We start from the raw sequence: 22,387 nt of genomic DNA, 5'->3' as shown, positions 1-22,387 counted from the left end.
TCGACTCATTTCCTTTAGCTTTTTTCATATTTGATTTAGATTTGATTTATTTTTCCTTGATAAACTGACTTGTGAGTCAGATGTCAAGGGAGGAGATGGGTGGATGAAATGGGTCCTTAAGGTCAAGTGGCTGTTGCTGTTGTTATGGCTTGCCACGACGGTTGCGCTTTTTGTCACGATGCCTTCCACCGATCAGCTGGTAAGGGAAAAAGGGCAACCGGAAATTGCGGCTGAATATACGTCCCGCATCGCTTCCGACCTGCTTGCGGAGATGGATCAACATGCCCAAGGCGAGAAAAGCGTCAATGCCTTGATTGTGTTCCATGAAGACAAGAAGCTGACGGAAGGGCAACTGGAAGCGATCGAACGGAAGCTGATCAAGTTGGAACACAACCGACGGCTTCAGGTTCGTTCCGTCTTGCATCCCTTTTCCAGTAAAGAGTCGGAAGGGCAGTTGATCTCCAAAGACAAAAAAACGGTGATGGCGGTCGCCACCATCGAACAAGGCAAGGCTACGGTAGCCGAATTGCGGCAAAAGCTGGCACAAGAAGTGAAAGTGAGTGGGGTTCACACATACTTGACGGGAAATGAGTTCATTAACGAGGATTTCGCGCAAACCTCGTTGGATGGAGTGAAGAAAACAGAGATTTTAACTGTGATGTTTATCGTGACGGTGTTGATCATCATCTTCCGTTCTCCCATCACGCCAATCATTTCATTGCTCACCGTGGGATTAACTTACGTGGTTTCGATGGGGGTCGTGTCGCATTTGGTGGAGGCGGTTGATTTTCCGTTCGCCAACACGACGCAAACCTTTTTGATTTTGGTGTTATTCGGCATCGGCACTGACTATAACATCTTGTTGTTTATGCGGTTTAAAGAAGAGATTGGCAAACAGCGCTCGATTGCGGATGCGATTGCGGCCACATACCGTACAGCGGGCAAGACGGTGTTCTTCAGTGGGCTCGCTGTGCTGATCGGATTCAGCATGCTTGGATTCTCCAAGTTCAGCGTGTATCAATCGGGCGTCGCTGTGGCGATCGGGATCGCGTTTCTCTTATTGTCCATCTATACGGTGATCCCGTTCTTTATGGCGGTTCTGGGCGAAGCGATTTTCTGGCCCGCCAAGAAGCTGGATGCGCACGGGGAGAATGGGTTGTGGAGTAAATTGGCCCATTTCTCCGTCAAGCGCCCGGCCATCTCGATCCTGTTGGTTGTCTTATTGTCGGCTTTCCTTTTCCTCTATCAAGGGGAGTTGTCTTTTGACAGCCTGCAGGAAGTGGATCCGAAGTATGAGTCGGTGCGGGGATTTCGCATCGTGGCTGAGAGTTTCGGACCTGGGCAGACATTGCCGACGACCGTGGTGATTAAAGCCGATAAGCGGTTGGATTCGCCGGAAGCGCTGGCGTTTCTCGATGAACTCCACCAGAAGCTGAGCTGGATTCCGGGTGTGGACACGGTATACGGCCCAACCCAGCCTGGAGGTGTGCCGATCGAATCATTCATCTCAATGATCAAACCAAAGGGGTGGAAGACGGGATTGAGAAATCGACGGATGGCTTGGATGAGATTTCATCAGGGTTATCCCAAGCTTCAGAGAAGGTGGGCGCTGCAACCAATGGCGACTTGAATCAAGTCGGGAAATTGGTGGAGGGAACGGCGGCGGCCCAAGATGGGCTCAATCAAGTGCGACAAGCGATGAAGCGGATTCAAACCGGACTGGACCAAGGGACCGCCAAACAACCGGGATTGGCCAAAGGATTGGCCCAACTGGATGGCGGGTTGAAAAAAATCTCCAGCCATCATGAAAAGTTGTTGGGGGAGTATCTGAAAATATCCAACGGGCTGGACCTGCTTGCATCCGGGGCGAATTCGCTTCAACAGCAAGTGCTGGCAATCAAGGGGTTGGCCGTGCAGATCAATCAAACCGCGGAAAAGTTGGACCCGAATGATCCCCATGCGGAAGAAATCAAAGACAAAAGCAATCAGTTGTCGGCCCAGGCGACGGGTTTGGAAAGCAACTTGAATGCGTTGAACAGGTCCCTGTCCGCAACCGCCCAGGGAATGAAAAAGGCGAATGCCGGCTTGGCGGAGATCGCTGTCGCCCAAAAGCAGATGAGTTATGCGGCCACCCAAATGACGCAGGGAGCGAAGCGTTTGTCCAGCGGGCAGGCTCAGACGATCGGCGCGGTCAATCAAATTGAAGCCGGACTGGGATCGATCAATCAAGGTCAGAAGCGATTGGATGAAGGATTGAGTCAGTTTGCATCCAGCATCAGGCAACTGCAAACGGGTTTGTCTTCCAGCGCGGAAGGGGTGGACAAAATTTCCGATGGGTTGTCCGAGGCGAACCGCTATCTGGGTCAAGTGACTGCTTCCGATGCGACGCGGACTTTTTTTGTGCCGAAAGAAGCGCGTGAGAGCAAGGATTTCCAGAAAGCGCTGGATATGTACATGTCCAAAGACCGAACATTGGCCAAATGGACCGTGGCTCTCGCAGCGGACCCCTATAGTGAAGAAGCGATGCAAGTGGCGCAAACCATTCAAGAGACCGTCCGCGACACGTTGAAGAATACGCCTTATGAACAGGCGTAGTTTGGGCTCGGCGGGGTTTCCTCCATTAACCGCGACCTACAATCGATGTCTTCGGAGGATTTCAGCCGCACGGTCATCTTGATGCTGATCGGGATCGGCCTGATTCTAATCTTCCTGTTCCGCTCTTTCTGGCTGTCCCTAAGCATCATCGCGGCTTTGGTCCTGGCCTACTTCAGCTCGTTGGCGGTGACGGAGCACGGCTTCCATCATTTATTCCATTACCAGGGGCTCTCTTGGACGGTGCCGTTCTTCTCCTTTATCATGATCATCGCGTTGGGTGTCGATTACAGCATCTTCTTGCTGATGCGTTATAAAGAATACGAGTTGCACAGCCCAACGATCGCCATTAAGGAAGCGACGAAACATACGGGCGGTGTGGTCATATCAGCCGCCATCATTTTGTGTGGAACGTTTGCGGCGATGTTTCCGTCGGAGGTAACCACTTTATTGCAAATTTCCACCGTCGTCATCCAGGCTTTGCTCTTGCTGTCCTTGTTCATCCTGCCTCTCTTTATTCCGGCGGTGATTGCGCTGGTGGAGCGGCTGACGGAAAAAGAACGGAGACCAAGAGAAAAAATGAATGAACGGGTACAGGCGATTCAGGATTGAATACCGGATAGACACCAACAGCCTGCGGAACCGCGTCCGCAGGCTGTTTGCCATGTGATGAGAGCCAACCTATTGCAAGTGGTCGAAGAGTCTGTTCAATTCCCAGCTGATGTGCTCCTCATCCAGTGTCAACAATTGCTTGTCCCTCATGACGAACTTGCCGTTGACCACACTGTCTTGCACGTCTTTGCCGCTGGCGGAATACACCAAGTGCGACAGGGCATGGGTAAACGGGGTGAGATGGATCTTATCGGCGGGATGGATGGTGATGAAATCGGCGGCATACCCCTGCTTGAGCATACCCGTCTGCGAAAGGCCCAAGCCGTTGGCCCCGTTGTGTGTCGCCATCCTCAAAATCTCGTCCACCGGAATCAATTCCGGGTTTTTGCGCACCCCTTTTTGCAGCAAAGCGGCGATCCGCAACTCTTCAAACATATCGAGGTTATTGTTGGAGGCGACGCTGTCCGTGGCGATGGCCACATTGACCCCCAGCCGGGTTAATGCGGTGATGTCGGCGATGCCTGAGCCCAGCTTAAGGTTGGATACGGGATTGTGCGCGATGGTGGTCTCCGTCTCAAGCAGGATGTCCCTGTCCCGCTCATCCAGCACCACGCCATGGGCGAAGATGGTGGGCGCCTGAAAGAAACCGAGCTCCCGCAAATATTGAACAGGGGTCAGGCCATATTGGGATCGGATGAGTTCCACCTCCCGCTCCGTTTCCGATACGTGGATATGGAGTCGCAACCCCAATTCCGCCGCCAGTTCGGCCGATTTCCGCAAGAGGGAAGTCGAACAGGCATAAGGGCTGTGCGGGGCGATCATCGTGGAGATAAGCGATCCGTCCCGTTGGATGTGTTTGGCTGTTTCCCTTGCTTTGGCCAGTGTATCGGCTTCCGCTCTATCGGAGCCAGTGGAGCTGAACAGCGAATAGGAAAAAAATCCTTTGAGTCCCACTTGTTTGATGGTTTCGTACAGATGGAGGCAATCAAAGCCGATCGGATTATACATATCGTTAAAGGTGGTGGTGCCGGACTTGATCATTTCGATCATGGCGGCGAGGGCACTCACTTCGGCGATTTCGGTGGTGAATTTCGACTCCAACGGCCATATTTTCTCGTTTAGCCAGCGGTGCAAGCTCAAATCCTCAGCGGAGCCGCGGAGGATGTTCATGACAATGTGCACATGGCTGTTCACCAGCCCGGGCATCACCCACTTGCCTGTCCAATCGATTTGTTCGTCGCATGCTTGAACGAAGGCATCGTGATGTTCTCCAATGTATTCGATCGTGTCATCATTGACGATGATACAGCCGTTTTCATATTCAGTTCCTTGTTCATCCAATGTGAAGATCCTGCAATGAGTAAATGCCTTCTTCATCATGCGTTTCTCCTTTTCTTAAAATGGGCAGCAAATAAATGGTTTTAATTTGATATAATATAGCATTTTTGATGCAAAAGATAGAGTGGATGTTTGGAAAATGGCTGGGGTGGAAGGGCTGTTCACGGTAAAGAAAGGGGAGGCGTACAAGAAAACCCACCTTCATCAAAGAGGTGGGTCAGGAAGATGACAAACACGATGGGAGGAAGATTTTTGAAAGCGGAGCTACTTCCAGATAAAGCGACCAAGGAACGAAGAGCGGCACTTTGTGGGCAAGCTCACCCGTCTTTTTCAAAGAAGTGGGTTTTAGGATGGTTTTAATGGTTGCGGATCGCCGCTTTGGAAAACGGGGAGGGGTTCGCCCGGTTGGAGCAGGGGCGGGTTTGTCCGCACGGTGTCGGGATATTTGATTCCCGCTCCGGTGTTTAACACGACGACGGTTTCTCCTTCTTTGATCCACCCATTCTGTCTCAAGCGACGGGCCGCGACAAAGGCGGCGGCGCCTTCCGGGCAGACGAACGCGCCTTCCATCTGGGCGATTCGCTTTTGTTCTTGCAATATGGAATGATCATCGACGGCCAGCGCGCAACCCGCCGTGCGGTAAATCGCATCAAGCACAAGGAAATCCCCCAGCGCTTTGGGGACGTTGATGCCAAAGGCGACGGTGGAGGCATCGTTCCAGAAGTCAGATGTTTGCTTCTTTTCTTCCCATGCTTTGGCGATGGGCGCGCATCCTTCCGCTTGCACCGACACCAAGCGGGGAAGTTGATCGCGAACCCAACCCAGGTCACGCAACTCCGACAAGGCTTTATAAATGCCGATTAATCCGACTCCGCCCCCCGTGGGATAGATGATCACGTCGGGAAGATTCCACTCCAGCTGTTCGGCGATTTCCAAGCCCATCGTTTTTTTGCCCTCGATGCGGTAAGGTTCTTTGAGGGTGGAAGCATCGTACCAATGTAACTCTTTGATCCCTTGAGCGACAATGTGGCCGGCATCACTGATCAAGCCATCGACCAGGGACAGGTGAGCGCCGGAGATGGCGCATTCGTTTCGCGTGATCATGGGGGCATCGACCGGCATCACGACATGGCACTGGATTCCGGCCCTTGCCGCATAGAGTGACCAAGCCGCTCCGGCATTGCCGTTGGTGGGCATGGCCAGTTCCTTGACGCCCAGCTCTTTCGCCTTCGATACGCCTACCGCCGCACCCCGTGCCTTAAAGGTGCCGGTGGGGATCACCCCTTCGTCTTTCATAAGCAGGCGGGAGATGGCCATGTCTTTGCCAAGTTGAGGCAAGGGAAGCAATGGGGTCATCCCTTCGCCCAAAGAAACGACATGCGCTGGTTGGCGGACGGGCAGCAATTCGTGATATCGCCACAGATGGTTGGGTCGTCCCCGCATATCGTCACGTTTCCACGTTTTTCGCAATGCCTCCAAATCATAACGAGCCAAAAGCGGCGAACCGCAGCGGCATAACTGATTGACACGGTCGATCCCATAAATGGCGCCGCATTTGGGGCAGCTTAAGTGTGTGGCGTAGCTAAACATCAGATCGCCTCCATTTTGTTCCTTCATTGAAGCGGAATACATCAATAAAAGACAAACCGGAACCATCGAGGTGGCGCTCAAACGACACCCTGGACCAATCCTTCTTTTGCAGATGTATTCATTTATGAAAATAAAGTGAATGACGTTGGATTCAGGCAGGATGGGCTGACCTGTGCCGTTTGATCCATGAAGTGGATAAAAGCGGCTTCGTGCCATGGAGCCGTTAAAAAAGGCCCCAATCCCTTCGGTTTTCCGCAGGTGATGGGGGCCTTCGGTGTTCCGATCAGCCATCAATATTTGTGTTACAGATTAATCGAATTAAACCGATCTGTCAAGTGCGCTTTTGGATGGGGTGGTGTGGGAGGACGGGGGGGCAGTCACCCCCTTCGACTCGATACGCTACTCGGAAAACGACACGTTATATTATTAAATCGTGGGAGCTTCCATTCCCATCTGACTCCATTCTTCTTTTGCAGGACCATAAACTCCAGGAACCTTTAGCCCAGCTTGACGCATGAGAACCGTCATTTGTCCACGGTGATGAATGATATGCTTGATGAGCAGTGAAAGTATGGCAGCATTCGGCAAATTCCTACCAAATGCATTCTGAACTTGCTTTAAGGATTCATCTGTCCACTGCCGCTTCACTGATTCCGTTGCGTCGGCACTTATTTTTCGAAAGTTCTCAGCGATTTCCTTGGCTGAGGATGGAACAGTGGCTGAGTCTTTCACCGTGTCAATGGTAATTCCGAAGTGGGAAAGAAATTGAGGTGTACTGGTTATGATGTGCCATGCAATTTCCCCCAACGTGCGACTATTAGGCGAAACTTGTTGTTGGAGAGACGTATCCGTCAAAGTGTCCAGCACTTTCTGAGTAGAGGCCGCTTCTTGGCTCCACTCCTCGATAAATTCCGCGATGGTGGTATACATTATTCCATTCCCCCGTTTTTCACAGATTGGATTCGGTTTTACATTATGCGACCTGCTGTTTCTGTGGCATAGTTGCTCGAATGGATGCAATGCCGAACAGAGCATGCTGCTTTTACAATGCGGTCGCTTCCTATATTATAAAACATATGTTCGCGAATTATGCTAGAACCATATCCATCTTTATAGTTATTCCGAGTTATCCCGGATCTACCCGATGGTCATTTGAGCCGATAACGATCATGTTGAATTCTCTACAATAAAAAAAAGAGAGGTTTCCCTCTCTGAGCTTGCTGACAAAGTGGCCTCGGAGTCAATTTTTGAGTCTGCGTTCCTTGGTCGCCTTATAGAAGTTGCTCCGTCGTCGAACTCCGCCGCGGGCCTGTCCTCGTGATCTTGAGGACGCGGCTAAAAGTGTTAAAACGAAAAAGGCTTGGGCTTCCATGCCCAAGTCTCTTTTCATTTTCCATCACAACAACACGTTTTCCAGATACACGGCGATTCCGTCTTCATCGTTGCTGGTGGTGACCGAGTCGGCCACTTCTTTTAAGGATGCAATGGCGTTGCCCATGGCGATGCCTCGTCCCGCATGTTGGATCATTTCCAGGTCGTTGTCTTCGTCGCCAAACGCGAAGATGCGTTCCTGGGGGATGCCATAATAAGCGGCGATTCTCTGCACACCGATCCATTTATTGATGCCATGACGGACAATTTCGATGATATTCCAAGGCGCCCCCCATTTGCGTTGTTCGATCACTTCTGCATGCGCATTCTGCAAATGGGCAAACAGTTCATCTAAATTTTCGTCCTGCGGTTGTATCAAAATGGAGGTGGGTTCCTCATTCAACATCTGATGCAAGTCGCCTTTATGGACAAAGCGTTCCGAAGCGATAAAAGAATTCTCCAATATGCCATCTTGTTCACGGATATATACATTGTCCAACACTTCCACCATGATATGGCGCACATGGAATGCTTCACATGTGGCAATCACTTGTTTGACGGTGGGCAAAGGCAGGGGGGAGTGATACGAACCGAAGTGGGGATCGCGCGGGTGGTGCACAAAAGCCCCGTTAAAATTAATCAGCGGCGTATCAAGGTTCAGTTCTTCATAATATTCTTTGCTCAGTTGGTAAGGTCGGCCTGTGGCGATACATACTTTATGGCCTGCGTCCATCGCGCGTTTCAGCGTTTGCTTGGTCCTTGCGGAGATGGTTTTGTCCCCTTTCAAGGTGGTTCCATCCAAGTCAATGACGATCAAGTGTGGTTGATTCATCCGTTTGCTCCTTTCTGAAAACGAAGGTGATCGCTCCCTTTCTATCATCCCACGAAAGGGAAACATGTGCCATATCAAATGTGCTTGGCATATCTGCTGACGTAAGCCTGGGAGTTGGTATGGGTGCGCCATGCCTGGACCCAACAGCCCTAAAGTAACAGATTAATGAGACATCTTGCATCATGAATAAGGTCGATTAAGAAGATAAGAATACGTAATAGAAAGGGGTGTTTGGATGAAGAGAGAATGGGAATCGAATCCCAGAGAAGAGTGGACTGACGGTGAGTTGGCCAATTATCCGGCGAAGCATGACCCCGGCACGCATGTGACGGCAGGCATCCAAGAAGCTTACAATCTGCATCCGGACAGGACGGTTCTTCCGGATGAGAAAAAAGAATAATAACCCATTGTTATGGAGAAAGTGAAATGGGTGAAAACCTCTGTCCGTGGGACAGGGGTTTTCCTCAACCTGTGAAGTAGCATAAATTCGCTGAGAAGGAGGAAACGGGATGACGGGATTATGGCTGAAGATCGTGATTTGCCCCATTGCGGTGATCTTGGCCGATTTTTTTCTTGAAGATATCTACTACCCCAATTTGATTCAACCGATCATGGTCGGGCTAGTGTTGGCCTTGGTGGGGCACTTGATGGAAGTCGCCTTTTTAAAACGGGGACGGCTGTGGATCAGCAACGCGTTGGATTTTTTGGCCGCTTCATTGCTTGTCTATGCGAGTGGCCTCGTTTTGCCGGGTGCGGTAACCCATTGGTTTGGCAGTTTTTTGACAGCTTGGTTGCTGACGGTAACCGAGCATTTTCAACATGTCTATTTGTTGCGAACGGGCCGGGCACAGAAAGAACCGGCAAGCTGAAGCTGACGGATGGGACTGTCTTTGGGGGCGCACCCCCTCATCGCTTTTTCGTTGTTGGGGAGTAGTAAATTCCTTCATTTTCCCACAATTGCTCCATGTTTTGTAAGTGCGGGGTGACTTCTTGTTCATTCATCCTGGCCACGGCTGTCAACAATGCATTGATCAGGCTGAGAGGGGCCACAAAAGAGTCAAGGAAAGAAGGGAGACCGCTGGCGGCGATGAGATAACAATCAGACACACCAGCCAAAGGTGAGCTATGGGCATCGGTGATGGCCAACGTCTGAACCCCTCGTTTCCGCGCATATTGCAGGGCTTCAATCGTTCGCGATGTATAACGGGAAAAGCTGATCCCAATGACCAGATCCTCCGGGCGAAGGGTGGAAAGCTTTTCATACATCGCATCGGAGTCGGTGATCAAGTTAGCGCTCTTCTTAAGTATTTGCAGATAAAAGGCCAGAAAAAAGCCCAAGGAATGGGAGCTTCGCAAAGCAACGATGGTAATTGACGGGGCCTGATGGATTTTTTCTGCGGCTTGGCCAAACATTTCCGCGTTCAACATTTGGATGGTTTGTTTTAAGTTGGATATGTCATCCATCAGTACTTCATAAGCGATTCGTTGCTCTTCCGGGTACCGCTCTTTGGCTAAATCCAATCGTTCGACCGTTGTCACCCGTTTGCGGAGCTGTTCTTGCAAGCTATGTTGCATTTCAGTGAATCCCGAAAAACCGAGGAAGGTCGCGAAACGAATGACGGTCGCTTCGCCTACCCCCACGTGTTCCGCCAATTTCGCAGTCGTCAAAAAGGGCACGGTATCAGGATGGGCTTCGATGTAGTCGGCGATTTGCCGTTGCGCTTTACTCATCCTGCTACTGTTTTCGCGGATTTTCCGAAATATATCATTCTGCTCAGGCATAGGCATCCCTACTTTCGAACCAGTCTTTTGACTCCATGTTCAAACCGTTCAAGCGTTTCATCGATTACCTTGGAGGTATGAACCAATGAGATCGAGAAACGGTTAAGCGGTTTAATGAAAATTCCGTGGCTTACTATATGCATATCCAATTTTTTGCGCAAGGACAGATCTGATTCCAACACATCTTGGATTTGCCGCACAGAGCCCTCCTTAAGCACAAGATTGAAGATACTTCCCACCCCCACTGTTTGTGACACGATCCCATGAACATTCAACAGTTGCTCGATCCCCGTGCGCAGTTTCATTGCGCTTTCCTCCAGTTGCTGATAAGCCCCACCTGTTTGAAGAGTTTCAATGGTGGCCAATCCCGCGGCAAGAATGAGTGGATGCCCATTATAGGTGCCGCTGTGAAACAACGGCGTAGTATGTTCGTGAGCGGCCGGTTGCGAATCGGTTGTTAAAATGTCGGTTCTTCCCGCGGGTGAACACAATTCCATGATTTCTTTTTTGCCGCCCACGGCGCCGACGGGGAAGCCGCCGCCCAACACTTTCCCCAGGGCGGTCAAATCGGGAATCACCTCATACCGACCTTGTGCTCCTGATAGGCCGATGCGAAATCCTGTTTTCACCTCATCAAAAATCAGCACCATGCCATACTCGCGCGTCAACTCCCTTAAACCTCGCAAAAAGGCTGGATCAGGTGGAATAAATCCTCCTTGTATCGGCTCCATGATCACGGCGGCGATTTCGTGGCGGTGCTTTTTCAGGATGTCTGCGGTTTGGTCCAAATCGTTAAATGGAAGCACCACGGTGTTTTCCGCGTAATAATCAGGCAAGCCGTTTGAATCGGCAGTCGGGGAAGGGGGATGTGCAAGATCCCTTCTGTGGGGATTCACACTGATCAACACTTGATCATAACTCCCATGGTAATGCCCTTCAAATTTCGCCAGCTTTGTTCTTCCGGTCCATGCGGTGGCCAAACGAATCGCCAACAAGGTGGCTTCCAATCCCGAATTGGTGAAACGGACTTGTTCGATGCTCGGATATAAATCGGCCAATTTTCGAGCCATCTCTGTTTCCAACTTGTGGGGCGTTCCGAAAATCGCCGTGCCGATCTGCGAAAGCTGTTGTTGAAGCGCGGAACTGAGTGCCGGATGACCGTGCCCCAAAATGAGCGCTCCATAACATAAGTTGTAATCAACATACTGATTGCCGTCAACATCATGAAGATAAGGACCCTTGGCTGATTCCATCACAATCGGGTACGGTTCGAAATATTTGATATTGGCTGTCACCCCTCCGGGTATCCAACGGGCCGCTTCTTTATAAATCTGGGCGGAACGTGTCGTGTCATGGAGAAATGAAGCGCGTGTTTCCATTATGGCCACCTCGTTCGTCATTATTCACTCCGTAATTTTAAAATAATGGAGTATATACTCCATTATGCGCAAGAATTGCTATTTGTCGAACACGGTTGAGCCTATTTATCGTTCTTGGGCGCAACTGGAAGACGGAATATCGGGGATTATTGCGTGAATCCATTTAAATTGCCCGGATTCCTGACTTGTGGAAGATGATGGATGATGGGCGTGCCAGAAAAAAATAAACCCAGCCTGATCGACTGGGGTTGTTCATGAACCATCGGTTGATGGAATTGCTACTTCACATCAACAGCAACTAAGTTTCACATCATTGGGGACTTGGATGCTTTGCTCAAATGGGCCCACATAAGCGAACTCATATTGATCGTCAACCAATCGTTGGTCCGTTTTTTCAGATGTGCTTAAATCGGCGTCTGTTTGATCCACTTCGACCACATAAGAACCAGCTCATTATCGGGTTTTCTTTTTAATGTCCATGGTTTTATGCGTTTTATGCTTGACGGTGAGTCCGCCGATGGTTATAATTCGAATAATTCTATAAGAATACAATGAAATAAATTTGGATTCTCTTATCCAGAGAGGTGGAGGGACTGGCCCGATGAAACCCGGCAACCAAACGCATAGGACGCGAATAGGTGCTAATTCCTGCAAAACGCAATGTTTTGAAAGATAAGAGAGAAGGAGTTACGATCGTAAACGCCTCTCTGAACCTTTCAGAGGGGCTTTTTTAATAGAAAGGAGGGGTGGCAGAACAGATTGTTTTGAAACGAACAGAACGGGAGAACAAAAAGACAAGGGGGATTCACGGTATGAAAAAATGGGGATGGTTGCTGTCTGTCACGCTCACACTTTCATCTATCATGGTAGCGTGCAGTGGCCAATCAGGCGGAGAGACAAAAAAGCTGAGTGATAACAAACTGGTCGTGGGGGTCACCGCGGGACCACATGAGGAAATTATGGAACAAGTGAAAGAAGTGGCCAAGAAAGAGGGTCTGGATATAGAAATCAAAGTGTTTAACGACTATGTCATGCCTAACGTGGCGCTGGCAGAAAAAGAGATTGACGCCAACAGTTTCCAAACGGTTCCCTATCTTGAACAGTTTAAAAAAGACCGCAATCTTGATCTTGTTGATGTGATTCATACTGTTACGTTCCCGATGGGGATCTATTCGAACAAGATTAAGGATCTCAAAGCGATAGCCAATGGAGCGAAGCTGGGGATTCCCAATGATCCCGTGAACGGGGAAAGGGCGCTGAAATTATTTGAAAAAGCGGGAGTCATTAAGCTGAAACCAGGCACGGGCCACCATTTGACGGTAAAGGATATTGCGGAAAACAAGAAAAATGTGCAATTTGTGGAACTGGAAGCATCTCAAATTCCGCGTCAGCTGGGTGAACTGACAGCGGCCGCGATCAATACGAACTTTGCGATTGAGCATGGTTTTGTGCCCACCCGAGACGCCATTTTTATGGAAGGCAAAGATTCGCCGCATGTGAATTTGATCGCTGTCCGTACGGAGAACAAAAATGACCCGGTCCTAAAGAAACTGGAAAAAGCTTATCGTTCCGCTGAAGTGAAAGCATTTATCGAAAAGGAATTCAAGGGGTCCGTGATTCCGTCATGGTGAGGACTCGCGCAAAAGACGGGGAGGGAAGAGCGTGATTCAACTGTCGAACGTATCCAAAACATTTTTCACGCAAAAAAAGGAAGTTACTGCGTTGAAAGACGTTTCTCTCCATGTGAAAAAGGGGGAGATTTTCGGAGTGATCGGTTACAGCGGTGCGGGAAAAAGCACGCTCATCCGCTGTGTGAACCTGCTCGAACGACCAACGGACGGTACTGTTACGGTGAACGGTGTGGAATTAACCAGCCTGCCTTCTGGGAAATTGAAGGAAATGAGGAAAAAGATTGGGATGATCTTTCAGGGATTTCATCTGTTAAAGACGGCCACCGTTTATGAGAATATCGCGATTCCTCTGCGGCTGTCCGGCGTTCCCAAAAGTGAAATCCATCAACGGGTCGAAAAATACTTGTCCATTGTCGGTTTGCAGGATAAACACGATTCGTACCCTTCCCAATTATCTGGAGGACAAAAACAACGTGTCGCCATTGCCCGGACGCTGGCACACGAACCGGAAGTGCTCTTGAGTGATGAGGCCACCAGCGCGCTGGACCCTGAAACGACAGAAGCGATTCTGCAACTGCTGTTAAAGATTAATGAAGAACTGGGGATCACCATTCTATTGATCACCCATGAGATGAACGTGATCCAGCGGATTTGTGATCGGGTCGCCGTGATGGAAAACGGGGAGATTGTTGAAACGGGTGACTTGTTGCAAGTGTTTTCGGCTCCGCAACACGAAACGACCAAAAAGTTTGTCAACAGCCTGTTCCATCAACCCTTGTCGCAAAGCTTGGTCGAAGAATCAAAGAAAACGGGGCCGATCGTGACTTTGTCGTTTGTCGGAACCGCCTCCGGTGAACCCGCGCTCGCTTTGGTCAGCAAGCAGTTTGATGTATACCCGAACATTTTGTCCGGCAATGTGACGCAATTGAAAAACCAGCTTTATGGCAAACTGATCGTGCATCTTCAAGGCAGTGAAGAAGAAACAAAGAAAGCCGTTCAATTCCTTAACGAACGGGGTGTACGGGTGGAAGGGGCGAATGTTCATGTTTTCGAAAATCAACCAATTTCTTGATTCATGGGGGAACTCGCTATGGGAAGCCGCCATTCAGACCCTGCAGATGACGGGCATTTCGCTCGCCTTTTCCGTATTGATTGGCTTGCCGCTGGGCGTTTTGTTGGTGTTGACGCGCCCCGGGGCCCGTCTTGGAAACCATTGGCTGTACCAGACCCTAAATGTGGCCATTAACATTATCCGTTCCATCCCATTTATCATCTTGTTGTTTTTCATTTTGCCTTTTACGAAACTGTTAGTGGGGACAAGCATCGGGATTGAGGGGGCGATTGTGCCGTTGGTCGTGTATACGGCACCCTATATCGCCCGCCTGATGGAAACGGCATTGCTTGAAGTGGATGGCGGTGTGTTGGAAGCATTTGAGGCAATGGGCATTTCAACGGGCAAAATTATCTGGCATGTCATGCTTCGGGAAGCACGTCCTTCCATCGCGTTGGGATTGACGATCGCCACAATCGGGCTTATTGGGGCCACCGCCATGGCTGGTTTAGTCGGGGCGGGAGGATTGGGCGACCTAGCGTACCGGTATGGTTTTCTCCGATACGAAGTGGATGTCATGTATGTGACGGTGATTCTATTAATCATCCTTGTACAGGGACTGCAAACGCTGGGAAATCGAATCGCAGCTCGTTTGAAAAAGGATTGACAGTGGGGTATGGAAATCAGAAACGCCCAATCCGAAGTGCGAAGCTTTGGGGCGGGCGTTGGCCTTTATGCAGATGGGAATGTTGAAACTGTCTGATGAACCACGAGGATCGGCAGTTGGCAGGATTAGGTCAATCCTTTGCTTTTTTCCGGAGTGGGTGCACTTATGAAAATCAGTAGCCGCTTTACCGTAGCTGTTCACATTTTATCCCTGTTGTCCATAGCGGGTAACGCCCATTGCACTTCGGAATGGATTGCCGGGAGCGTAAACACAAACCCCGTGGTTATCCGCCGAGTCATCGGGAAGTTGAAAAAAGTGGAATTGGTGAATGTTCGACCTGGAACAGGTGGGGCTTACCTTCTCAAAGACTTGGACGAAATCACTTTGCTTGATGTATACAAAGCGGTGGAAGTGGTAGAAGAAGGGCAGCTTTTCCAATTCCATGAACAGCCCAATCCCGATTGTCCGGTTGGGGCCAGCATCCAATCTGTTCTCCAATTGATTTTGGAGCGTGCCCAAATTGCCATGGAACAAGTATTGGCTGAAATCACCATGAAACAATTGGTTACTGATCTCATTCAGAAAAACAGAGAAACCACGAACTAATTTTTTTTCGGCTAGTTGTAATCGATTAAGTTACAACTGATCGTAGGGGGAATTTCCACTCCTGAAGATAAGAAGGTTGCACCCTCTTTTACTAATCCATCAAAGGAAGGACGTAATGAAACAATGAAAATCGCCTTGGTAAGCGCCACTGGAATGATCGGGCAACGCATTTTGCAGGAAGCGTTGCGACGCGGACATCAAGTGACAGCAGTTGTCCGTGATCCGTCCCGCCTCATGCGACAACATGAGAACCTGCGTGTCGCGACCGGCGACATTTTCGATGTGCCCAGCATCGCCCAAGCGGCGGCTGGACATGATGTCGTCATCAGCGCCTATGGACCCAAATTTGGAGAAGAGGAAGCGTTGGTGAAGGCAACCCGCTCTCTCATCGACGGCGTTAAGCAATCCGGGGTCCGTCGTCTGCTGGCGGTCGGGGGAGCTGGAAGCTAGGAAGTGGCCCCCGGGGTAAGGCTTGTGGATACTCCTGAGTTCCCGGACTTCGTGAAGCCCACTGCTTTGGCGCACGCAGAAGCGTTGGAGATTTATCGGCAAACGGATGCTCTTGATTGGACGAACCTGAGCCCAGCCGCAATGATCGAACCGGAAACCCGAACGGGCACATACCGCACCGGTACGGAACAGCTGGTCACTGATGAAAATGGAAAGAGTTATATCTCCGCTGAGGATTATGCCGTTGCCATGCTGGATGAAGCCGAAAATCCCCGCTTTATCCGTCAACGGTTTACCGTCGCCTATTAAAACAGGCATACGCTGCCAACAGTGCAATTAAGAGCAGTCGACTTGTGGGAAGGTCACCTTCCCACAAGTCCGTACATAAAAGAAAGAAGGCAAGCACAAGCGATCCCCTTATATTCAGTAATAAAATCAATTTAAAGAATAGAAAGAATAATATAAAATCGAATTGTGGGATTGAAATATAGCTTGACTGAAAGGCGGGATTGCGGTGAAACACAAGATCATTGTCCCCATAGGGGTTCTCGTGCTTTGCGTTTCCATGTTGTTTCCATCTGTTGTTGCCGCAGCGGATACAGACAATCAAAACTGGATGGAGCAAGTTAGCGGAAGTGATCCGAATTTCGGGGACAGGGGCCTGAACCAAATCATATTGCCCGGAACCCATGATTCGGGAACCGCTACCTTTGATGATCCCAACGACCCCAAAGATCCAGGTCCTGATTTCTGGAACTTGGCCAACCCCCTGATCAGCGCTTCCGCCCAAGCCGCGAAAGGGATCACCATCAAATGGAGCCAAACGCAACAATCCGCTGTGAAAGATCAGCTTCACAAGGGGGTGCGTTATTTTGATTTGCGTGTCGCACCCAACGTTTGGAATAAAGGATGGAATGAGGTCAACGTTCAAGAGACGAACTTAAGAACGTTGCATGGCTTATATGGAGAGCCGGTTGAGAATATCTTGTATGATACGAAGCGATTTTTGGATACTCATCCCAAAGAAGTGGTGATCTTGGATTTTCAGCATTTTCACGAGATGACGGAAAATGGATATTTGCATTTGAACCGACGGATCCAGGACATATTTGGAAGTATGCTGATTCCCCCCTCCTATGGCGCGAATGTTCCATTGCATCGGCTTTGGAAGGAAAACAAACGGGTCATTGTATTATACGGCACGGATAATCAAAGATATAAAAGTCCCATTGACATCAGAGAGAGATATGCCAATGACTTTCAAAAATGGATTTGGGATCGCCATGCCCTTTTGAGATCAAAATGGCCCAACACCATGGATACCCAAGTGTTAAAGCAAGTTCTGGATGAAGAAGTGAGGTTAAATCAAACGAATGACGACCATTTTTGTGTGCTGCAAGGGGTGCTGACTCCGCAAACGGAAAGCATTATCAAAGGAACGATAAACATATCGGAATCTTCTTTGCGTGAAGTGGCGGGCAAAGCGAACCGGGTCGTCCTGAATGGACTGCAAAACGATTGGAAAAACCAGAAGCTGAATGTCATAGAAGTTGACTTTTTTGATGATACCGATTTGGTTGATGTCATGATACAGATGAATAAAAACAGGCCCTGAGTGATTCTTGTCTGGGACAACGTTTACCGTACGGGACTTCGGATATAAGAAAATGCCACATGGTAAATATTGGAGAACTAGATCGGGGTTGGACAAACTGCGGCTACTGCTGGTAGATGACCAAGAGTTGATCAGAGAAAGTTTGCATAACGTGCTTAATATGGAACCGGACATGCAAATGGTCGGACTTGTGGAAAATGGGAGCATCGCGATCGAGCTTTGTGAATCGGAGCAACCGGATGTCGTCCTGATGGATATTCATATGCCGGTGATGAACGGAGTGGAACATCGCCTTCAAGCGGCCAAAAAGGCGCAAGAAAAAGGGATGCTGTGAACACCCCTATGGTCTTATCTATCCGCAAAGTGAAAAACAGGGACGAACAAGACCTCGTTTTTTCATTAAACTGGAGAGAGCCCGGTGAAGAATGCCTCAGTAGGCGATTCCCACGCGGGCCCTCACATACTCATGGTCATAGATCTGTTTATACACAAAAGCGGCGGTGTCGGAAAAGGAAACGCTGGTGCCGTTCTCCGGTAAATAATCGCGCAGCGCGCGAACGGGTTGAGGGCGTGTCTGCTTCTTCAGCGCGGTTGGGCAGACGATCGTCCATAACAGCTCCGTTTGGGCGAGCAAATTGTACACTTGGTGATGTTCTTCGGCGGCAAAGGTGGACGACCGTTTGGATTCATTGGATTGATAGCGCAGCAGGGAAGGATCTGTTCTGCTTTGCAAGATGCCGGCGGTGCCCACGGTGATGATGCGTTTGACATTTTCCTCTGTCATTGCTTTGATGATGAAGCGGATAGAGTCCGTCAAGGTGGTTGTCCCATCGGTGCTGAGTGCGCTGACGACGATTTCCGCCCCTTTTAGGGCTTGCGCGATGTTCTCTTGCCGCCGGGCGTCGCCTTGGCGGATGGTCAGGTTTGGATGTGGGGTATTGACGCGCTCCGGGTTGCGGACAAGGGCGGTGACGTGATGCCCATCACGCAAGGCGAAGTGAAGGAAGCGTCCGCCAACCCGACCGGTGGCGCCTAACAGGAATATTTTCATATCAGTCTCCCTTTCAATGAGATGATCCCCATTTTTTGCTCAATATTTCTTGCACCTTGTTCATCGGATCGGTCAATGTTTGTTGATCATCCACATAAACGGTTTGGTTGGGGCCATTGTATACCCATTCCAATGTCGTAAAATACGATTGGGTAGAGCGGATCATCTCGATGTTCATCGTGATTTGCGTTTCATTCATATGAAAGTCGACATTCAGCGCATCGAGATAGCCGTGGTATTTCCCCGTTGGTCGGAACTCATACACTTGGGCGAACGGATGCGCCTGGTGATTGGGATCATGTTCATTATAGATGCGGTACAGGATAAATTCGGCATCTTCGATTTGCTTTAACAGTTTTTGGATCAGTGGGTGGGGAAATACCTCGATTTTGTCCGTGTCACTGGGGTCGATGGCATGTTTGATATCCAACCCTGTTTTCAAATAGATCGGATAGCTTCCCGTCGATAAGGGAGTCGTCAGCGGCAAGCTGATTTGGAAAGGGATTTCCTTTGTTTGACCCGGTTCGATGACAAACGGTTGGGCAAGCTGGTACCGTTCCAGAGGATGGGATGTTTTCTTTCCCTGTTTGAGATATTGAATGATCAGATAGAGATAGATGTGATCGATTTGTTGGGAGACGCTCCCGCCTTTGACCACGATTTTCCCTTTCACTCGATCTCCGGCATAAAATTGGGTCTCTTCCAATTGCGCATCCACCGTCGCCGCACCGATCCCCAAACTGGCAAGCGAGCGATATAAAACCATTGAACTCCTCCATTGTTCATTCCATGAATTAGTATAAATAGTCATGATCCATTTATCTTCTATTTACCCGTTTGTTTGGCTTTTTCTACCTATGCAAACCGGTTCTTTTGCTGAGGCATTGAATCATTCGAATGATATAGTAACATACCCCGTTGCGGTCATGTCAGTCCCTCAGCGTGAATCTCGCGGAAACGGGACCGTTCTCTCCCTTCCCTTCTGTCCAACGGACACATTGTCGGATGGACAAACGTCTGAAAATTGGATAAAATATTAGTATTACCAAAAATGATTTTTGGTAATACCAAATAGGAGGCGAGAACAATTGGAGTCGATGGCAAAGGTTGGCCTGCCAACCCGTTCGTCGGATCAAGTTGAAAGCAAACTGATCAAAGCGATTTTGGAAGAGGAGTATTCCGCCGGAAGCGCGTTGCCGCCTGAACGTGAATTGGCAAGCAGCCTTGGGGTGGGACGGCCAATTGTGAGGGAAGTGTTTCAACGGTTGGAGCGGGATGGCTGGTTGGCGGTGAGGAAAGGGCAACCGGCCATTGTGAATGATTATTGGCGGCACGGCAATCTCAACACGCTTGCCAACATCATTCGCAACAGTGAGCGGATGACGAATGAAATGATTGCTCATTTACTGGAATTAAGGGTTTCACTCACCCCCGCTTATGTTCGGGATGCGGTGGCCGCCCATCACCCGAAAGTGGTGGCGCAACTGGCCCATCTGGAACAATTGGCAGACGGGGCGGAGGCGTTTGCGACCTTTGATTGGCAATTGCAGAAAAGTCTGGCCGGCCTTTCTCCAAATCCGATTTATCTGTTGATCCTTAACAGCTTTGATCACATTTATGTGAAGCTGGCGAGCGTTTATTTTTCTGTGAGCGCACACCGTGAAGCTTCGCGGCAATATTACAATGATTTGTTGCATGTGGCGTTGACGGGGGATTCGCTGGCGGCGGAGCGGTTGGTGAGGGAAGTGATGAAGAGCAGTTTGGAGCAATGGCGAAACCAACGTTCGTTGGCCAATGAAACGGAGGGTGGCACATGAAAAAAACAGTGGTGAAAGAATTCATGTTGTTTCCCGACATCTTGCTGACGGGAATGTTCTTTGTCATCAGCTTGGCGTTGACGATTCCGCATTTGGCTTCCATTCACGCATGGGTTGCGGTTGCGCTCGGCATGCTTGCCTATGCGGCGAGTGAATACTTCATCCACCGCTTTTTCTTCCACATGTCTCCCCCAAACCATCCAACCCTGTTGAAACTGGTAAAGCGGCTACATTATGACCATCATGTGGACCCCAATGATTTGCACTTGTTATTTTTGCCTTGTTGGTATAGCCTGCCGCTCATTTCCCTTTCCGCGGGGATCGTTTTTCTTCTGACTTCCAGTCCCGCATGGACTGTTTCTTTTGTTACCGGAGTGGTGGGGTTCTTGCTTTATTATGAATGGTGCCATTACATTGCCCACCGTCCCGTTCAACCGCTTACCCCGTGGGGGCGTTGGATGAAGAAAATCCACTTGTGGCACCATTTCAAAAATGAACATTACTGGTACGGAGTAACCAATCCCGCTTTTGACCTGCTCATGGGCACGTTTCAAAATGAAAAGGAAGTGGAGAAAAGCGAAACGGTTCGAGATCTAGAGCGGCGAAAGGGGGGGAGCAGGTGAACGGGAAACCGACCGATGACTTGTACTGGTCCGCGCTTGATCCGGAAGGTGTCTTTCTGAATGATTATTTGCGTAGGTTGTTCGGCTCGGACAAAGCTGAAAGACGCCCTAAGTCAATAGTGGAGTGAATGATTAAGCTTGAAACGAAAAATGAGAACAGCAAACCAAGGGTGAAGGGCCTGGTGAAAATTTTAGGATGCACCCCTGAGAATAGCGCTAATTCATCTAAGACCTGTTAAGCGGCATTTCTAATTTGTGCATCTAGAAAGACTTTAGAATCGTAATGGCAACGTTTTTTCCACATAGCAAAGAGTATTCGCAACCAAGTATTTGCTACAATCCGTAAACTTTCACTTGTACTGCGTCCACGTTTTCGATGCTTTTGGAACATATCTTTGCTCCATGGTTCAAATTTTACCATTTGTAAAGAAAATTGTTGCATGGTATTGCGAAACGGCTTTTTACAAGCCCTTCGAAAATGCGCGAAGCGCCTTTTCCCACTTTTTCTGGTGACGGGGGCCGTTCCTGCTTCGCACTGAACGGCATTTGCATGTGGGTAATAGGAACGATCATCGCCGAACTCAACCATAAGCCTGGCAGCAAGATTTGTTCCAACACCTTTAAGTGCAAGAAACAGCTCACTGTCAGGATGAGACTTTACCAAGCTCTCAATTTCCTGATCGTATTGCTCAATGTTTTCAATCAGCAACTCCAACTGGCTCAACAAAGATAGAAGTAATCTGCTTTTAGCACGGGCGGATGCACGTTTTACAGGGAATTGTCGTTGGTTCGCAAGAATGAAAAGTTCTTGGGCTTTCTTTTTCCAACGGAAATTGTAGCAACCTCGAAGGACTTCTTCCAAGCTGTTCAGGTCAGCGCTAGCAAATGCCTCTGGGGTTGAAAAGGCTCTCAAAAACTGAATGGTGGACTTTTGATCTAATTTGCAAAAGCATTCTAGAGCCCGTGGATAATAGCTCTTCAGACAAGTTGTAATCTGGTTTTCCATACGGACTTTGAGGGCTACCAGAGCCTCCCGATCTCTAACAAGTATTTGCAACTCTGTTAATTCAGGACTATCCGTGCGAATGGGTCGATACTGATGCCCATCTGTACGGATCAAATCGGCCAAAATCCTGGCATCTTTTGAATCGTCTTTTGAACCAGCGACCGAGAAACGGTCGCGAGCACGATCTACGCTTTTCGGGTTAATAGAGTAAACGGTGTAGCCTACTGCGTGTAGGTATTGCATGAATAAGTGTTTGGAGGTTTCAGCTGAGATCATCACATTGTCATGATCGGATGTAAAGGCACGAATTTCTAGGGCGTGTCTGGTGAATCCATCATGATTTCCTGTTAGAATGTTCATAACAACAAAAGCAA

General features: G+C 49.3%; 24 protein-coding genes, 1 pseudogene and 1 riboswitch. Of the genes and pseudogenes, 15 read left to right on the top strand and 10 right to left on the bottom strand.

All coding sequences use genetic code 11. The features are described from left to right. The first annotated feature begins 103 nt into the window (after positions 1-103). From ACFQNG_RS00330 to ACFQNG_RS00320, 3 genes and pseudogenes are all read left to right on the top strand, one after another. Positions 104-1,630 (top strand): MMPL family transporter, encoded by a 1,527-nt coding sequence (locus ACFQNG_RS00330; protein WP_379862803.1) that lies wholly within the window; start codon positions 104-106, stop codon positions 1,628-1,630. Continuing rightward, a complete protein-coding gene (locus ACFQNG_RS00325; protein WP_379862802.1) occupies positions 1,603-2,595 on the top strand; it encodes a hypothetical protein in 993 nt (330 codons plus the stop codon). The genes ACFQNG_RS00330 and ACFQNG_RS00325 overlap by 28 nt, the downstream gene beginning before the upstream one ends. Before the next feature lie 18 nt (positions 2,596-2,613). Beyond that, a pseudogene (locus tag ACFQNG_RS00320) lies at positions 2,614-3,204 on the top strand (MMPL family transporter); the annotation flags it as partial. Positions 3,205-3,273: 69 nt separating this feature from the next. Here the strand turns inward: ACFQNG_RS00320 and ACFQNG_RS00315 are convergent. From ACFQNG_RS00315 to ACFQNG_RS00300, 4 genes are all read right to left on the bottom strand, one after another. Continuing rightward, the gene (locus ACFQNG_RS00315) at positions 3,274-4,581 is read right to left on the bottom strand and encodes an amidohydrolase (protein ID WP_379862801.1); all 1,308 of its coding nucleotides are present in this window, start codon (positions 4,579-4,581) and stop codon (positions 3,274-3,276) included. A 306-nt stretch (positions 4,582-4,887) separates the two neighbouring features. Then, positions 4,888-6,135, bottom strand: a complete 1,248-nt coding sequence (locus ACFQNG_RS00310; RefSeq protein ID WP_379862834.1) for a threonine synthase — start codon at positions 6,133-6,135, stop codon at positions 4,888-4,890. Between the two features lie 423 nt (positions 6,136-6,558). Continuing rightward, entirely contained in the window at positions 6,559-7,062 is a 504-nt protein-coding gene (locus ACFQNG_RS00305) for a DinB family protein (RefSeq protein ID WP_379862800.1), read from the bottom strand. Positions 7,063-7,528: 466 nt separating this feature from the next. Then, complete coding sequence (locus ACFQNG_RS00300) at positions 7,529-8,335, bottom strand: Cof-type HAD-IIB family hydrolase (protein WP_379862799.1); 807 nt, start codon at positions 8,333-8,335, stop codon at positions 7,529-7,531. A gap of 235 nt (positions 8,336-8,570) precedes the next feature. Between ACFQNG_RS00300 and ACFQNG_RS00295 the strand changes: the two genes are divergently transcribed. Both ACFQNG_RS00295 and ACFQNG_RS00290 read left to right on the top strand, forming a co-directional pair. Next, the gene (locus tag ACFQNG_RS00295) at positions 8,571-8,735 is read left to right on the top strand and encodes a hypothetical protein (protein WP_379862798.1); all 165 of its coding nucleotides are present in this window, start codon (positions 8,571-8,573) and stop codon (positions 8,733-8,735) included. A 109-nt stretch (positions 8,736-8,844) separates the two neighbouring features. Continuing rightward, a complete protein-coding gene (locus tag ACFQNG_RS00290) occupies positions 8,845-9,204 on the top strand; it encodes a DUF2512 family protein (RefSeq protein ID WP_379862797.1) in 360 nt (119 codons plus the stop codon). Between the two features lie 37 nt (positions 9,205-9,241). On the opposite strand, the gene ACFQNG_RS00285 is transcribed toward ACFQNG_RS00290, so the two are convergent. The 3 genes from ACFQNG_RS00285 to ACFQNG_RS00275 form a co-directional block, all read right to left on the bottom strand. Next, entirely contained in the window at positions 9,242-10,117 is an 876-nt protein-coding gene (locus ACFQNG_RS00285) for a MurR/RpiR family transcriptional regulator (RefSeq protein ID WP_379862796.1), read from the bottom strand. An 8-nt stretch (positions 10,118-10,125) separates the two neighbouring features. Next, the gene (locus ACFQNG_RS00280) at positions 10,126-11,496 is read right to left on the bottom strand and encodes an aspartate aminotransferase family protein (RefSeq protein ID WP_379862795.1); all 1,371 of its coding nucleotides are present in this window, start codon (positions 11,494-11,496) and stop codon (positions 10,126-10,128) included. A gap of 288 nt (positions 11,497-11,784) precedes the next feature. Further along, a complete protein-coding gene (locus tag ACFQNG_RS00275; RefSeq protein ID WP_379862794.1) occupies positions 11,785-11,934 on the bottom strand; it encodes a hypothetical protein in 150 nt (49 codons plus the stop codon). Positions 11,935-12,065: 131 nt separating this feature from the next. Continuing rightward, positions 12,066-12,175: riboswitch (SAM riboswitch) on the top strand. 133 nt (positions 12,176-12,308) lie between these two features. On the opposite strand from ACFQNG_RS00275, the gene ACFQNG_RS00270 reads away from it, so the two are divergent. The 8 genes from ACFQNG_RS00270 (at position 12,309) to ACFQNG_RS00235 (ending at position 17,850) form a co-directional block, all read left to right on the top strand. Beyond that, positions 12,309-13,127, top strand: a complete 819-nt coding sequence (locus ACFQNG_RS00270) for a MetQ/NlpA family ABC transporter substrate-binding protein (RefSeq protein ID WP_379862793.1) — start codon at positions 12,309-12,311, stop codon at positions 13,125-13,127. A 31-nt stretch (positions 13,128-13,158) separates the two neighbouring features. Further along, on the top strand, positions 13,159-14,199 hold the full coding sequence (locus tag ACFQNG_RS00265; RefSeq protein WP_379862792.1) for a methionine ABC transporter ATP-binding protein: 1,041 nt from the start codon (positions 13,159-13,161) through the stop codon (positions 14,197-14,199). Further along, the gene (locus ACFQNG_RS00260; RefSeq protein ID WP_379862791.1) at positions 14,171-14,845 is read left to right on the top strand and encodes a methionine ABC transporter permease; all 675 of its coding nucleotides are present in this window, start codon (positions 14,171-14,173) and stop codon (positions 14,843-14,845) included. The genes ACFQNG_RS00265 and ACFQNG_RS00260 overlap by 29 nt, the downstream gene beginning before the upstream one ends. Before the next feature lie 165 nt (positions 14,846-15,010). After that, positions 15,011-15,451 (top strand): Rrf2 family transcriptional regulator, encoded by a 441-nt coding sequence (locus ACFQNG_RS00255; protein ID WP_379862790.1) that lies wholly within the window; start codon positions 15,011-15,013, stop codon positions 15,449-15,451. Positions 15,452-15,574: 123 nt separating this feature from the next. Continuing rightward, the gene (locus tag ACFQNG_RS00250) at positions 15,575-15,901 is read left to right on the top strand and encodes an NAD(P)-dependent oxidoreductase (RefSeq protein ID WP_379862789.1); all 327 of its coding nucleotides are present in this window, start codon (positions 15,575-15,577) and stop codon (positions 15,899-15,901) included. Between the two features lie 24 nt (positions 15,902-15,925). Beyond that, positions 15,926-16,210 (top strand): NAD(P)-dependent oxidoreductase, encoded by a 285-nt coding sequence (locus ACFQNG_RS00245; RefSeq protein WP_379862788.1) that lies wholly within the window; start codon positions 15,926-15,928, stop codon positions 16,208-16,210. Positions 16,211-16,415: 205 nt separating this feature from the next. Then, positions 16,416-17,516 carry a phosphatidylinositol-specific phospholipase C domain-containing protein gene (locus tag ACFQNG_RS00240; protein ID WP_379862787.1) on the top strand — a complete coding sequence of 367 codons (1,101 nt, stop codon included), beginning with the start codon at positions 16,416-16,418 and terminating at the stop codon, positions 17,514-17,516. An 88-nt stretch (positions 17,517-17,604) separates the two neighbouring features. After that, positions 17,605-17,850, top strand: a complete 246-nt coding sequence (locus ACFQNG_RS00235; protein WP_379862786.1) for a response regulator — start codon at positions 17,605-17,607, stop codon at positions 17,848-17,850. Between the two features lie 96 nt (positions 17,851-17,946). Here the strand turns inward: ACFQNG_RS00235 and ACFQNG_RS00230 are convergent, their stop codons facing one another. Further along, entirely contained in the window at positions 17,947-18,567 is a 621-nt protein-coding gene (locus tag ACFQNG_RS00230; RefSeq protein ID WP_379862785.1) for an NAD(P)-dependent oxidoreductase, read from the bottom strand. Positions 18,568-18,580: 13 nt separating this feature from the next. Beyond that, positions 18,581-19,333 carry a sporulation protein gene (locus ACFQNG_RS00225; RefSeq protein ID WP_379862784.1) on the bottom strand — a complete coding sequence of 251 codons (753 nt, stop codon included), beginning with the start codon at positions 19,331-19,333 and terminating at the stop codon, positions 18,581-18,583. A gap of 331 nt (positions 19,334-19,664) precedes the next feature. Here ACFQNG_RS00225 and ACFQNG_RS00220 point away from each other — a divergent pair, with 331 nt between their 5' ends. Together ACFQNG_RS00220 and ACFQNG_RS00215 are read left to right on the top strand one after the other, a co-directional pair. Beyond that, positions 19,665-20,384, top strand: a complete 720-nt coding sequence (locus ACFQNG_RS00220) for a GntR family transcriptional regulator (RefSeq protein ID WP_379862833.1) — start codon at positions 19,665-19,667, stop codon at positions 20,382-20,384. Further along, positions 20,381-21,007: a sterol desaturase family protein gene (locus ACFQNG_RS00215; protein WP_379862783.1), complete on the top strand. Its 627-nt coding sequence runs from the start codon at positions 20,381-20,383 to the stop codon at positions 21,005-21,007. The genes ACFQNG_RS00220 and ACFQNG_RS00215 overlap by 4 nt, the downstream gene beginning before the upstream one ends. A gap of 235 nt (positions 21,008-21,242) precedes the next feature. Here the strand turns inward: ACFQNG_RS00215 and ACFQNG_RS00210 are convergent. Continuing rightward, positions 21,243-22,387: IS110 family RNA-guided transposase (locus tag ACFQNG_RS00210; protein ID WP_379862782.1), on the bottom strand; the 1,145-nt coding region annotated here is incomplete at its 5' end.

The organism is Laceyella putida (genome assembly GCF_042665195.1).
In the GTDB taxonomy this organism is placed as follows: Bacteria; Bacillota; Bacilli; order Thermoactinomycetales; family Thermoactinomycetaceae; genus Laceyella; species Laceyella putida.
This window is presented reverse-complemented; position numbering and strand designations above follow the sequence as displayed.